At 35.5% G+C, this 14950-nt stretch carries 11 protein-coding genes, 1 riboswitch and 1 other annotated feature; of the genes, 10 read left to right on the top strand and 1 reads right to left on the bottom strand.

Annotated features, from left to right (window positions below; translation table 11 throughout):
* The first annotated feature begins 29 nt into the window (after window positions 1–29).
* The gene (gyrA, locus tag CD041_RS10950) at window positions 30–2711 is read left to right on the top strand and encodes a DNA gyrase subunit A (protein WP_070648035.1); all 2682 of its coding nucleotides are present in this window, start codon (window positions 30–32) and stop codon (window positions 2709–2711) included.
* Window positions 2712–2867: 156 nt separating this feature from the next.
* On the opposite strand, the gene CD041_RS10945 is transcribed toward gyrA, so the two are convergent.
* The gene (locus CD041_RS10945; RefSeq protein WP_002461032.1) at window positions 2868–3686 is read right to left on the bottom strand and encodes an NAD(P)H-hydrate dehydratase; all 819 of its coding nucleotides are present in this window, start codon (window positions 3684–3686) and stop codon (window positions 2868–2870) included.
* 251 nt (window positions 3687–3937) lie between these two features.
* Window positions 3938–4141: a binding site (T-box leader), on the top strand.
* Window positions 4142–4207: 66 nt separating this feature from the next.
* Here CD041_RS10945 and serS point away from each other — a divergent pair.
* The 9 genes from serS to CD041_RS10900 all read left to right on the top strand — a co-directional run bounded on the left by serS (window position 4208) and on the right by CD041_RS10900 (window position 14599).
* Complete coding sequence (gene serS, locus CD041_RS10940) at window positions 4208–5491, top strand: serine--tRNA ligase (protein WP_070648036.1); 1284 nt, start codon at window positions 4208–4210, stop codon at window positions 5489–5491.
* A 293-nt stretch (window positions 5492–5784) separates the two neighbouring features.
* On the top strand, window positions 5785–6477 hold the full coding sequence (locus CD041_RS10935; RefSeq protein WP_070648037.1) for an AzlC family ABC transporter permease: 693 nt from the start codon (window positions 5785–5787) through the stop codon (window positions 6475–6477).
* A complete protein-coding gene (locus CD041_RS10930; RefSeq protein WP_002479197.1) occupies window positions 6477–6806 on the top strand; it encodes an AzlD domain-containing protein in 330 nt (109 codons plus the stop codon). Before CD041_RS10935 ends, CD041_RS10930 begins: the two co-directional genes overlap by 1 nt.
* A gap of 88 nt (window positions 6807–6894) precedes the next feature.
* Window positions 6895–6993: riboswitch (SAM riboswitch) on the top strand.
* Window positions 6994–7059: 66 nt separating this feature from the next.
* Window positions 7060–8028: a homoserine O-acetyltransferase MetX gene (gene metX / locus CD041_RS10925; protein ID WP_002461024.1), complete on the top strand. Its 969-nt coding sequence runs from the start codon at window positions 7060–7062 to the stop codon at window positions 8026–8028.
* 173 nt (window positions 8029–8201) lie between these two features.
* Window positions 8202–9131 (top strand): DUF2232 domain-containing protein, encoded by a 930-nt coding sequence (locus CD041_RS10920; RefSeq protein ID WP_062078393.1) that lies wholly within the window; start codon window positions 8202–8204, stop codon window positions 9129–9131.
* A gap of 21 nt (window positions 9132–9152) precedes the next feature.
* Window positions 9153–11120, top strand: a complete 1968-nt coding sequence (locus CD041_RS10915) for a DHH family phosphoesterase (RefSeq protein WP_070648038.1) — start codon at window positions 9153–9155, stop codon at window positions 11118–11120.
* Window positions 11117–11563, top strand: a complete 447-nt coding sequence (gene rplI, locus CD041_RS10910; protein ID WP_002461020.1) for a 50S ribosomal protein L9 — start codon at window positions 11117–11119, stop codon at window positions 11561–11563. Before CD041_RS10915 ends, rplI begins: the two co-directional genes overlap by 4 nt.
* 69 nt (window positions 11564–11632) lie before the next feature.
* Window positions 11633–13030: a replicative DNA helicase gene (gene dnaB, locus CD041_RS10905; RefSeq protein WP_002461019.1), complete on the top strand. Its 1398-nt coding sequence runs from the start codon at window positions 11633–11635 to the stop codon at window positions 13028–13030.
* Between the two features lie 285 nt (window positions 13031–13315).
* The gene (locus CD041_RS10900) at window positions 13316–14599 is read left to right on the top strand and encodes an adenylosuccinate synthase (RefSeq protein ID WP_002461018.1); all 1284 of its coding nucleotides are present in this window, start codon (window positions 13316–13318) and stop codon (window positions 14597–14599) included.
* Window positions 14600–14950 lie beyond the last annotated feature (351 nt).

The following is a 14950-nucleotide window of genomic DNA, read 5'->3' as shown; positions in this document are numbered from 1 at the left end:
GAAATGAACTTTTGAAGGAGGATTTCTTGATGGCTGACTTACCACAATCAAGAATTAATGAACGAAATATAACCAGTGAAATGCGAGAATCATTCTTAGACTACGCCATGAGTGTTATCGTTTCACGTGCTTTACCTGATGTTCGAGATGGTTTGAAACCTGTACACAGACGTATACTATACGGTTTAAATGAACAAGGTATGACACCAGATAAACCATATAAGAAATCAGCACGTATCGTGGGTGATGTAATGGGGAAATATCACCCTCATGGTGACTCGTCAATTTATGATGCAATGGTTAGAATGGCGCAAACGTTTAGCTATCGTTATCCGCTCGTAGATGGTCAAGGTAACTTTGGTTCTATGGATGGTGATGGCGCTGCAGCAATGCGTTACACCGAAGCAAAAATGACTAAAATTACGCTAGAACTTCTTCGAGACATCAATAAAGACACGATTGACTTTTTAGATAATTATGATGGTACTGAAAGAGAGCCGGCAGTCTTACCAGCACGCTTCCCTAACTTATTAGTTAACGGTGCATCAGGTATTGCAGTAGGTATGGCTACTAACATTCCTCCACATAATTTAACTGAAGTCATTGATGGTGTGTTAAATCTCAGTAAGAACCCAGACATAACCATTGCTGAATTAATGGAAGATATTAAAGGTCCGGACTTCCCAACCTCTGGTATAATTTTAGGAAAAAGTGGTATTCGTCGTGCATATGAAACAGGTCGAGGTTCCATTCAAATGCGTGCACGCGCAGAAATTGAAGAACGTGGTGGCGGTCGTCAGCGTATAGTCGTCACAGAAATTCCTTATCAAGTTAACAAAGCTCGTATGATTGAAAAAATTGCTGAATTGGTACGTGATAAAAAAGTAGACGGTATTACTGATTTACGTGATGAAACAAGCTTACGCACCGGTGTAAGAGTTGTAATTGATATTCGTAAAGATGCTAATGCCAACGTAATTCTAAATAATTTATACAAGTTAACGCCATTACAAACATCATTTGGTGCGAATATGATTGCCCTTGTTGATGGGCGACCTAAGTTAATTAACTTAAAAGAAGCATTAGTACAATATTTAGAACATCAAAAGGTTGTTGTACGTCGTCGTACAGAATATAACTTAAGAAAAGCAAAAGATCGTGCCCACATCCTTGAAGGTTTACGTATTGCGTTAGATCATATTGATGAAATTATTAGCACTATCCGCGAGTCAGAGACGGACAAAGTGGCAATGACTAGTTTACAAGAACGCTTTAAGTTAACTGAGCGACAAGCTCAAGCAATTTTAGATATGCGTTTGCGCCGTTTAACTGGATTAGAACGAGATAAAATCGAAGCGGAATATAATGAATTATTGGCATATATCGATGAACTTGAACGAATTTTAGCTGATGAAGAGGTCTTATTACAATTAGTGCGTGATGAACTGACTGAAATTAAAGAGCGTTTTGGTGATGAACGTCGTACGGAAATTCAGTTAGGTGGCATTGATAATATTGAGGATGAAGACCTCATTCCTGAAGAACAAATCGTGATTACGTTAAGTCATAATAACTACATTAAACGATTACCAGTATCAACTTACCGTGCTCAAAATAGAGGCGGCAGAGGTGTGCAAGGTATGAATACATTAGAAGAAGACTTTGTTAGCCAATTGGTTACGTTAAGTACACATGACCATGTGCTCTTCTTTACGAATAAGGGTCGTGTCTACAAACTTAAAGGCTATGAAGTACCAGAATTATCTCGCCAATCCAAAGGTATTCCAGTCGTTAATGCAATAGAACTTGCGAATGATGAATCAATCAGTACCATGATTGCCGTCAATGACTTAGAAAGCGAAGGTAACTATTTAATTTTTGCTACTAAAAATGGTATTGTGAAGCGTTCAGCATTAAGTAACTTTTCACATATCAATAAAAACGGTAAAATTGCGATTGGCTTTAAAGAAGATGATGAACTTATTGCGGTACGCTTAACAGATGGTCAACAAGATATCTTAATTGGTACAGCACATGCATCACTTATTCGTTTTGCAGAAACATCGCTACGTCCACTTGGTCGTACTGCTGCCGGTGTTAAAGGCATCACTTTAAGAGAAGGAGATACCGTAGTAGGTTTAGATGTTGCTCATTCAGAAAGTGAAGATGAGGTCTTAGTCGTTACTGAAAATGGTTATGGTAAACGTACGCCAGTAAGAGAATATCGCTTGTCTAATCGTGGTGGTAAAGGTATTAAGACTGCTACGATTACGGAACGAAATGGTAACGTTGTTTGTATCACTACAGTTACTGGAGAAGAAGATTTAATGATTGTCACAAATGGTGGCGTTATTATTAGATTAGACGTTCAAGATATTTCACAAAATGGTCGTGCTGCACAAGGTGTAAGATTAATGCGTTTAGGTAATGAACAATTTGTATCAACTGTTGCTAAAGTACAAAATGATTCAGAAGATGATGAACAGAGTGAAGCAATGACAGATGATAATAAATTAACTAACGATAGTGAAGAAGTCATTGAAAATAGTGCACCAGGTGATGCAATTCATACAGAGGCACCTGAAGCAGAACATGAAGATAATGACAATACATCAAATGATGATCGTATTGATGTTAGACAAGATTTTATGGATCGTGTGAACGAAGATATAGATCATAGTGATGCAACTGAAGATGATCATGAAGAATAAATTGGTATAAAAAGAAAACATAGTAACGCTCTAGAGTTGCTGGAATAGTAGTGCAGTTGGCTGACTTGTCAGTACCCTTTTAGGGCTGGCCAGTATGAAAGGCTTATAGCCGCAAAACAAACCACCCGTGTGAACGGGTGGTTTTAATTTAAAATCTTATGCTTTAACTTCTAATTCTTTCATGACATATGGAATCTTACTGATTAAAGTTGAAGGTGGTACAACGTACATTTTTTCAGAGAGTTTTTCACCAATGTAGCTATGTGTATATGTGGCACTTGTGACAGCGTCTTTATAGTTATCAAATTGTCCTACAAAGCTTGTAATCATACCTGCAAGTGTATCACCCATGCCACCTGTAGCCATTGCTGGGCTACCAATAGTAAGCTTGTAATCTTCTTCTTTGAAATAGATTTCTGTACCATGTTTTTTTAAGACAACTGTTGCACCAAGTTTATCAACTGCTTCGCGATTACGTTCGTAAGTTTGTTCTTCAATTGGAATACCACTTAAACGTTCCCATTCCTTTTGATGTGGCGTAAATATAACGTGACATGTCGGAATTTCTGGTTTAAGCTTGCTAAAAATTGTAATTGCATCGCCATCAACAATCAAGGTTTGATGAGGCTGAATATTTTGTAAAAGGAATGTAATCGCATTGTTGCCTTTAAAATCACAACCTAGCCCTGGACCAATCAGGATACAATCGGTATTTTCAATCATTTTAGTCAACATTTTAGTGTCATTAATATCGATAACCATGGCTTCTGGGCAACGTGAATGCAACGCTGAATGGTTTGTAGGATGCGTTGCGACCGTAATCAATCCACTACCACTAAAAACACAAGCGCGTGCTGCTAGCATAATTGCGCCACCTAAATTTACTGTTCCACCAATGAGTAATATTTTGCCGTAATCACCTTTATGTGTTTCATCTTTTCTTTTAGGGATATTAACTGAATTTAACGTTTCCATTATATATCCTCCTTTAACCTATACTTTAACTGTATGATAATGATTAAATGTCTATTTTTTCTATATATTCTAAGTCCTATAAATACAATAGAAAATACTATACCTGTAATCGCATTTCGTCAATAGATTTTGTAATGAATTCAAGTAGAAGAAAAAGTGGCAATTTTGTAAATATTATTATCTATACAAGTTATGGCTTAGAATTTAACTTGAAATGTGAAAGATACTTTGCTATATTGAAATTAACTTAATAAGTTATTGTTCGTAGGATAAGTAGTATAAACATGTTGATTTCAGAGAGCTTGTGGTAAAAGTGTGAACAAGTAATCACTATTTATATGAATCTACCTACTCATGTGAGCAATCGGTAATACCGTTATAATAGTGAAGTGCAATTGATGCTTTAGCATGAATTGTTAAATAGGGTGGCAACGCGTAAAGACCACGTCCCTTGTCTAGGGATGTGGTCTTTTTTGTGTTTTGCTGCACTATATATAAATTTTGGGAAGGATGAATATTACATGTTAGATATTAGATTATTTAGAACTGAGCCTGAAAAAGTTAAGGATAAAATTAAACTACGCGGGGATGATCCTAAAGTAGTTAATGACGTGCTTCAATTAGATGAACAACGCCGTAAATTAATTGGTCAAACTGAAGAAATGAAAGCGAATCGCAATAAAGTAAGTGAGCAAATTGCTGAAAAGAAACGCAATCAAGAAAATGCGGATGATGTTATTAAAGAAATGCGTGAGCTAGGCGATAAAATTAAAGAAATTGACACTAAACTTAACGAAATTGATAACAAGATCAAAGATACATTAATCCGCATTCCTAATTTAATCCATGATGATGTGCCACAAGGGGCTTCTGATGAAGAAAACGTAGAACTTAAAAAATGGGGAACGCCACGTGACTTCGACTTTGAGCCAAAAGCACATTGGGATTTAGTTGAAGAATTAAACATGGCTAACTTTGAACGTGCTGCAAAAGTATCAGGTGCGCGTTTTGTTTATTTAACAAAAGACGGTGCACAATTGGAACGTGCTTTGATGAACTATATGATTACGAAACATACAACACAACATGGTTATACTGAAATGATGGTTCCTCAGTTAGTAAATGCTGATACAATGTTTGGTACTGGACAATTACCTAAATTTGAAGAAGATTTATTTAAAGTAGAAAAAGAAGGTCTATACACAATACCTACAGCAGAAGTACCATTAACAAACTATTATCGTGATGAAATTATTCAACCAGGTGTCTTACCTGAAAAATTCACTGGCCAATCTGCTTGTTTCCGTAGTGAAGCTGGATCTGCTGGTAGAGATACAAGAGGTTTAATCCGTTTGCATCAATTCGATAAAGTTGAAATGGTCCGCTTTGAAAAACCAGAAGATTCTTGGAATGCACTAGAAGAAATGACAACGAATGCGGAAGCGATTTTAGAAGAGCTTAAATTACCATATCGTCGTGTTATTCTGTGTACTGGAGACATTGGATTCAGTGCTGCTAAAACATATGACTTAGAAGTATGGTTACCAAGTTATAATGATTATAAAGAAATTAGTTCATGCTCAAACTGTACAGATTTCCAAGCGCGTCGTGCAAATATTCGATTCAAACGTGATCATGCTGCTAAGCCAGAATTAGCACATACTTTAAACGGTAGTGGACTTGCTGTAGGACGTACGTTTGCGGCAATTGTTGAAAACTATCAAAATGCTGACGGTTCAATTACTATTCCAGAAGCTTTAGTGCCATTCATGGGCGGTAAAACAGAAATTAAACCAGTTAAATAAATAGCGTTATTTGCTGACGCATCGTTATATGTCATAGATTAAATCATCATACAGGGAAAGATTGAGAAAGATACGAACTCAATGGTTTCCCTGTTTTTTTAATGATAAGTTATTTGAATGCGAGTAGTCTAAATAATTATCAGAAAAATTTATTAAAATTAAAGGTACTTATATAAAGATTTTTAGACATTCGTTTGTCTAACGTCAGACAAACGGCAGTATAAAAGGATTGATACAGTTCTAGTGTTATATTAGACTTATCTTGGTTATTAAATAAAAAGAGGAGGCATAAAATGGATACACATCTTTCCTTTAAACAAGGTGTTAAAGAATGTATACCTACATTATTAGGTTATGCAGGTGTAGGTATTTCTTTTGGCATTGTAGCTGCATCACAACATTTTAGTTTATTAGAAATTATCCTTTTATGTCTGATTGTTTATGCGGGAGCAGCTCAGTTTATTATTTGTGCGCTAGTCATTGCAGGTACACCGATTACAGCAATTATCGTGACGACGCTTATTGTCAATTCACGTTTTTTCTTATTATCAATGACACTTGCACCCAATTATAAGCAATATGGGTTATGGAATAGGGTAGGGCTATCTTCAATATTGACAGATGAAACATTTGGCGTGGCTATTTCACCTTATTTAAAAGGTGAAAAAATTAATGATCGCTGGCTTCATGGCTTAAATATTACGGCATATGTCTTTTGGACGATTGCGTCGATTGGCGGTGCCGTGTTTGGCAAATTTATAAGTAATCCTGAAGTTTTTGGACTAGATTACGCTATTACAGCAATGTTTGTCTTCTTAGCTATTGCGCAGTTTGATGCTATTACAAATTCTAAACTTAAAATATACATTGTTTTAATCATCTCTGTTATTGTCATGATGTTTATCTTTAGCTGGTTTATGCCAACTTATGTGGCAATATTATTGTCTGCTATCATTGCTTCGACATTAGGGGTGGTGATGGAATGATGACAACGTCTTGGTATATGTTTGCTATTATCTTTTTTAGTGGTTTAGTTACTTTGATAATTCGAATTGTGCCTTTTATTATGATTACACGCATACAATTATCTGAGAAGGTTGTTAAATGGCTGTCTTATATTCCTATTACACTGTTTACTGCATTAGTTGTAGACGCTATGATAAAACAACCATCGCACGGCTTAGGCTTTACTATTAATTTATCATTCGTGATTATTACGATTCCGACTATTGTTGTTGCTTTTATTTCACGCAGTTTGACCATAACAGTTGTGACAGGCATTGTGTTAATGGCGGGGCTTCGTTTATTCTTTTAGCCTATACTAAATCGCAGTAAGGCATTGCAGTTATCATATTTTTTAGATAAAATAAATTTAAATTTAACTTAATAATAGACATAAATATATCTTATTATGAGAAGCTGAGGGATTTGGCCCAGTGACGCTTCAGCAACCGACAGTAATGCACGGTGCTAAAACCAACGAGATACTCGAATGATAAGTCAATGACCGCTTCTTACTTCATTTAGAGTAGGAGCGGTTTTTTATATTATTTAAAGGAGGAGTAGTCATGATAAATTATACTGTCGATACTTTGGAACTTGGAGCATTTACTACAGAGTCTGGCGAAAAAATAGAAAATTTAAAACTGCGATATGAGCATGTAGGTTATCAAGGGCAGCCTTTGGTTGTGGTTTGCCATGCCTTAACTGGAAATCATTTAACGTATGGAACCAATGAACAGCCAGGTTGGTGGCGTGAAATTATCGATGGTGGTTATATGCCAATTCATGATTATCAATTCCTAACGTTTAATGTGATAGGAAGCCCATTTGGCTCTAGCTCACATCTTACAGACCAACATTTTCCTAAGAAATTGACTTTAAGAGATGTTACCAAAGCAATAGAATTAGGAATTCAAGCATTAGGTTTTAACAAGATTAACATATTAATTGGTGGAAGTCTTGGCGGGATGCAAGTGATGGAATTACTATATAATCGGCGATTTGTTGTTGATAAAGCAGTAATTTTAGCAGCCACCGATAAGACATCATCATACAGTCGTGCATTTAATGAGATTGCTCGTCAAGCGATTCATATCGGTGGTAAAGAAGGTTTGAGTATTGCAAGACAATTAGGATTTTTAACATATCGTTCATCTAAAAGTTATGATGAACGCTTTACTCCTGATGAGGTAGTCAATTATCAACGTTACCAAGGTGATAAATTTAAAGAACATTATGATTTGGATTGCTATTTAACTATGTTAGATGTCTTAGACAGTCATAACGTTGACCGTGATAGAACAGATGTTGATGAAGTATATCAAGCTTTAGATACTAAAGTACTGACAATGGGATTTATCGATGATTTACTATATCCAGATGACCTGGTACAGCAATTAGGCGCACGCTTTAAATATCACCGTCATTTCTTTGTTCCAGATAATGTTGGACATGATGGCTTTTTGCTTAATTTTAATAATTGGGCACCTAATTTATATCATTTTTTAAAGGTATCAACATTTAAACGTAAATGAAGTGACAATCATGGATATTGAGGTAAGACATACGACTGTGTAAAATGTCTAAAGATAAGCTAATTTAGACATTTAAATGAAAGTTACTATGCCAATAAGTCCTTTATTTGTTTTAATATGCTACACGGGTTAAAATAGTGCTTATAGTTAAATTTAGTATAGGAGTGGCGAAGTTGTTTTCAAAAATAGAACCTAAAGCTACTATTATCGGTACGCTTGCATTAATTGTAGTCGCTTTAGTCACATATATATTACCAGAAGTGGGTTGGCTGTTATGTTTATTTGCAACCATTCCTGGAATTATTCTCTGGAATAAGTCAATACCATCATTTGGTTTGGCTACAATTGTGACTTTGGTTATTGCAGTATTATTCGGCAATAAAATCGTATTAAGTGCCATGATATTAGTACTTATCTCAAGTATTGTCATCGGACAATTACTTAAAGAACGTGCATCTAAAGAACAGATTCTTTACATAGCGACGACGGTCGCCAGCACAATAACTATTATTGGTTTTATGTTATTACAAGTGTTTGGTCATATTCCCAAGGCACAAGTATTAGTTCGAACAGCAGTAAAACCACTAGAAGATTTATTGGATCAAGCGTATGTTCAAAGTGGCATGAAAGCAGAATATGAACAAACATTAAGTTTTATCATTAAACAATTGTCTATTCAGCTTCCAAGTTATATGATAATAGCAATATTTATCCTTATTTTAATCAATTTGCTTGTCACATTCCCAATTCTTAGAAAGTTTAAAATAGCAACACCAATATTCAAACCATTATTCGCATGGCAGTTTAAACGTTCAGTCTTATGGTTATATGTTATTGATTTAATATGTGTAATGTTTGCAACACAACCGAGTATCTTCCAAAGTATCGTTATAAACTTACAGATTATGTTATCATTATTGATGTACATCCAAGGATTAAGCGTGATTCATTTCTTCGGAAAAGCAAAACGCATGCCAGACGTAGTAACAATAATATTAATGGTAATTGGGACAATTATTTCGCCAGTAACGCATATTGTTGCACTTATAGGGGTGCTTGATTTAGGAATTAACTTAAAACAGATAATAAAAAAAAGATACTAAAAAGCGAATAGAGGTGGAAAAATGAACCGACAATCCACAAAAAAAGCTTTGTTTGTTCCGTACATTTTAATGGTTCTAACGGCGATAGCCCTTGTTATATTGGGGTTTATCTTTAAACCACTTGTTGCAGGGATAGCGGCAGCGATTCTCTTTGTAATTATCGTTATCAGTGCGGTATTAACTCGACAAGCAATGATAAAAATGGATAACTATGTGGATGATTTAAGTGGCCATATCTCAGCAGGAAGTAATAGGGCAATTAAACGTTTGCCAATAGGAATGGTCGTTTTAGATGCGGATGATCATATTGAATGGATCAATCAGTTTATGTCAGATCATTTAGAATCAAACGTAATTTCTGAACCTATTAATGAGGTTTTCCCCAATATTTTAAAGCAATTGGAAAAGATTCAAGAAGTAGAAATTGAAAATAATAATTATCATTATCACGTGCGCTATAGTGAAGATGATCATTGTCTTTATTTCTTTGATATTACCGATGAGGTGCATACAAATAAGTTGTATGAAGACTCTAAGCCAATTATAGCAACGTTATTTTTAGATAATTATGATGAAATAACACAGAATATGAACGATACGCAACGTTCAGAAATCAACTCAATGGTAACACGTGTTATCAGTCGTTGGGCTTCTGAATATAATATTTATTTTAAACGCTATAGTTCAGATCAATTCGTAGCTTATCTTAATCAAAAGATTTTAGCTGAAATTGAGAAGTCTAACTTTGAAATTTTAAGTCAGTTGCGAGAAAAAAGTGTTGGTTATCGCGCCCAACTTACACTAAGCATTGGTGTTGGAGAAGGCACAGAAAATCTTATAGATTTGGGTGAATTATCACAATCAGGTCTTGATCTTGCTTTAGGTCGAGGCGGAGACCAAGTTGCGATTAAAAGTATGAATGGTAATGTACGTTTCTATGGCGGTAAGACTGACCCAATGGAAAAACGTACGCGTGTGAGAGCGCGTGTTATATCTCATGCTTTGAAAGATATTTTAACAGAAGGCGACAAAGTAATTATTATGGGACATAAGCGTCCAGATTTAGATGCTATCGGAGCTGCAATTGGTGTTTCTCGCTTTGCACTAATGAATAACTTAGAAGCCTATGTTGTGTTAAATGAAGAGGATATTGACCCAACTTTACGCCGTGTGATGAATGAAATTGATAAAAAGCCAGAACTAAAAGAGCGCTTTGTTACATCGGATGAAGCTTGGGATATGATGACTTCTAAAACGACAGTCGTCATTGTCGATACGCACAAACCAGAAATGGTATTAGACGAAAATATTTTAAATAAAGCTAATCGTAAAGTCGTTATTGACCACCATAGACGAGGTGAAAGCTTTATTTCAAACCCGTTATTAATTTACATGGAACCTTATGCAAGTTCAACAGCTGAACTTGTTACAGAATTATTAGAGTATCAACCGACAGAACAGCGCTTAACACGCTTAGAATCAACAGTTATGTATGCAGGAATCATCGTTGATACGCGTAATTTTACATTAAGAACAGGTTCTAGAACTTTTGATGCTGCAAGTTACTTACGTGCACATGGTGCTGATACGATATTGACTCAGCATTTCTTAAAAGATGATGTCGATACGTATATTAATCGTTCTGAACTGATTCAAACTGTAGTAGTGCAAGATAATGGCATTGCTATTGCACATGGTTCAGATGATAAAATTTACCATCCCGTGACTGTTGCACAAGCAGCAGATGAGCTGTTAAGTTTAGAAGGTATTGAAGCGTCATATGTTGTCGCAAAAAGAGAAGATAATTTAATTGGTATTTCTGCTCGTTCGTTAGGCTCAATTAATGTACAATTAACTATGGAAGCATTAGGTGGCGGTGGCCATCTTACCAATGCAGCAACGCAAATTAAAGATGTAACCATTGATGAAGCAATCGAACAATTACAACAAGCAATTACAGAACAAATCAGTAGGAGTGAAGATGCATGAAAGTAATTTTTACACAAGATGTTAAAGGTAAAGGCAAAAAAGGAGAAGTTAAAGACGTACCAGTAGGATATGCGAATAACTTTTTACTAAAAAATAAATATGCCGTAGAAGCAACTCCTGGCAATTTAAAACAATTAGAACAACAAAATAAACGTGCAGCAGCAGATAGACAACAAGAAATTGATGAAGCCAAAGCGCTAAAAGCCAAATTAGCTGATATTGAAGTTGAAATCAGTGCTAAAACAGGTGAAGGTGGCAAATTATTTGGTTCTGTAAGCACAAAACAAATTGCTGAAGGTTTAAAAAAACAGCATGATATTAAATTAGATAAACGTAAAATGGACTTACCACAAGGTATTCATGCTTTAGGTTATACGAATGTACCAGTGAAATTAGACAAAGAAGTTGATGGTACAATTCGTGTACATGTAGTAGAACAATAAGACGCTGTTAATTAAGATAAGATTGATATCAAAGAGGTTTAACTTTTTGATTAAGAGGTGTAATCAATAATGGATAGATCATATGAGCAAAATCAAATGCCCCATAATAATGAAGCTGAACAATCTGTCTTAGGTGCGATTATTATTGATCCAGAATTGTTAAGTTCGACTCAGGAGGTATTGCTTCCTGAGTCATTTTATAGAGGCGCCCATCAACATATCTTCCGTGCAATGATGCATTTAAATGAAGATACTAAAGAAATTGATGTCGTTACACTTATGGATCAACTTACAAATGATGGTACATTAAGTGAAGCGGGTGGTCCGCAATATTTAGCTGAGCTTTCTAATAACGTACCCACGACACGTAACATTCAATACTATACTGACATTGTGGCGAAGCATGCTTTAAAGCGGAAGCTCATTCAAACGGCAGATAGTATTGCTAATGACGGATATAATGATGAATTAGAATTAGATGCTATTTTAAGTGATGCAGAAAGACGTATCTTAGAATTATCATCAACACGCGATAGTGAAGGATTTAAAGATATTAGAGATATTTTAGGTCAAGTTTATGAAACAGCAGAAGAACTTGACCAAAATAGCGGTCAAACGCCTGGGATACCAACAGGCTATCGTGACTTAGACCAAATGACAGCTGGCTTTAATCGTAATGATTTGATTATTATTGCAGCTAGACCATCAGTAGGTAAGACTGCCTTCGCACTTAATATTGCTCAAAAAGTAGCGGTTCACGAGGATAATTATACAGTAGGTATCTTTTCTTTAGAGATGGGGGCAGACCAACTTGCTACGCGTATGATATGTAGCTCAGGCAACGTAGATTCTAACCGTTTAAGAACAGGGACGATGACTGAAGAAGATTGGAATCGCTTTACCATTGCGGTAGGTAAATTATCACGTACGAAAATATTTATCGATGACACACCAGGTATTCGTATTACAGATATCCGTTCTAAATGTCGTCGCTTAAAGCAAGAACATGGTTTAGATATGATTATGATTGACTACTTGCAATTAATACAAGGAAGCGGTTCACGTTTATCTGATAATCGTCAGCAAGAGGTTTCAGAAATTTCTCGAACACTAAAAGCAATCGCTAGAGAATTAGAATGTCCTGTTATTGCGTTAAGTCAGCTATCTCGTGGTGTTGAACAACGACAAGATAAACGACCAATGATGAGTGACATTCGTGAATCAGGTTCTATAGAACAAGATGCTGATATTGTTGCATTTTTATATCGTGATGATTATTATAATCGTGGCGATGGTGAAGAAGATGAAGATGGTGGCAATTTCGAACCACAAACAAATGATGATAATGGTGAAATCGAAATTATTATAGCTAAGCAACGTAACGGCCCAACCGGTACCGTCAAACTTCACTTTATGAAGCAATATAATAAATTTACCGATATTGATTATGCACATGCTGAAATGTAAGAAAAGAATATTTTTATTTCCGTACGTTTAATTTTGGTTAATTTTAAATGTACGGTTTTTATTTTGTTTTAACATATTTTTTAACAGCTAAGTATGTATCTTATAAATTTGTAAAAATACCTTTAAACCTTGATATTAAAGTGTTTTCGAAGTGGATAGACATCAAAATTCTAAAATAATAATGTGAAAAACACTATAAAATTAATGTTCGATTTTTATTTGCAATATCAGATTGTTATTGATAGAATATCTAGTGGTTAATCGAGAAAACTTGGAGGTGCTCTTATGTCATCAATCGTAGTAGTTGGGACACAATGGGGAGACGAAGGTAAAGGTAAAATCACGGATTTTTTAGCGGAACAGGCAGATGTTATTGCACGTTTTTCTGGCGGTAATAATGCTGGACATACCATTCAGTTTGGTGGAGAAACCTATAAATTACATTTAGTACCATCTGGTATTTTTTATAAAGATAAACTTGCTGTAATTGGAAATGGTGTTGTTGTCGATCCTGTAGCTCTGTTAAAAGAGTTAGACGGCTTAAATGAACGTGGTGTATCAACAAGTAACTTACGTATTTCAAACCGCGCACAAGTTATTTTGCCATATCATATTGCTCAAGATGAATTTGAAGAACGTCGTCGAGGAGATAACAAAATAGGTACAACGAAGAAAGGTATTGGTCCTGCGTATGTAGATAAAGTACAACGTATCGGTATCCGCATGGCAGATTTATTAGAAAAAGAGACATTTGAAAGACGTTTAAAAGAAAATATTGAATATAAAGACGCATATTTCAAAGGTATGTTCAATGAATCTTGCCCAACTTTTGATGACATTTTTGAAGAATATTATGCAGCTGGTCAACGTTTAAAAGACTTTGTAACGGACACAGCGAAAATCTTAGATGATGCATTTGTTGCCGAAGAAAAAGTCTTATTTGAAGGTGCTCAAGGTGTTATGTTAGATATTGATCATGGTACATATCCTTTCGTCACATCAAGCAATCCTGTAGCCGGCAATGTCACTGTTGGTACAGGTGTAGGTCCAACCTTCGTTTCTAAAGTAATTGGTGTGTGTAAAGCATACACATCTCGCGTAGGCGATGGTCCTTTCCCAACTGAACTATTTGATGAAGATGGGCACCATATTAGAGAGGTTGGTCGTGAATATGGTACGACGACAGGACGTCCACGTCGCGTGGGTTGGTTTGATTCAGTCGTGCTACGTCACTCACGTCGTGTTAGTGGTATTACAGACTTATCTATTAACTCTATTGATGTACTAACAGGTTTAGATACGGTAAAAATTTGTACAGCTTATGAGTTAGATGGAGAAGAAATTACGGAGTATCCAGCTAACCTTGATCAATTAAAACGTTGTAAACCAATCTTTGAAGAATTACCTGGTTGGACAGAAGATATTACAGGCTGTCGTTCATTAGAAGCATTGCCTGATAATGCACGTCGCTATTTAGAACGTATTTCAGAATTATGCGGCGTTCATATTTCAATTTTTTCAGTAGGTCCAGACCGTGAACAAACGAACTTATTAGAAAAATTATGGTAAAAAGATAAATGCATGCATATGGGGTAACGGGACAGAATGCATTATGAATTCGTAGGTCCCGTCCCGGCAAGGTTGACTAGGATTGAAAAAAGCTTGGTATAAGCGTACTTTCATTCCAGTTAACTACTGCCAATATATCGTTCATAGCCTAATATATAATGATGTTCCAAACTGTTGCTGACAATTAGGAACGTGCAGTAAAATTTTACTGCGCGTTCTTTTACTATATTATATGGTAAAAATGGAATATGCTGCTGTTGATTTAATTTATTAAAAAAACATTAATATGCTGTAAAAATGTCTTGTATTTAAAATATTAGCTATGCTATAATCTATCTTGTGCTTAAGAAC

This window comes from Staphylococcus lugdunensis (genome assembly GCF_002901705.1).
Lineage (GTDB): Bacteria > Bacillota > Bacilli > Staphylococcales > Staphylococcaceae > Staphylococcus > Staphylococcus lugdunensis.
This window is presented reverse-complemented; position numbering and strand designations above follow the sequence as displayed.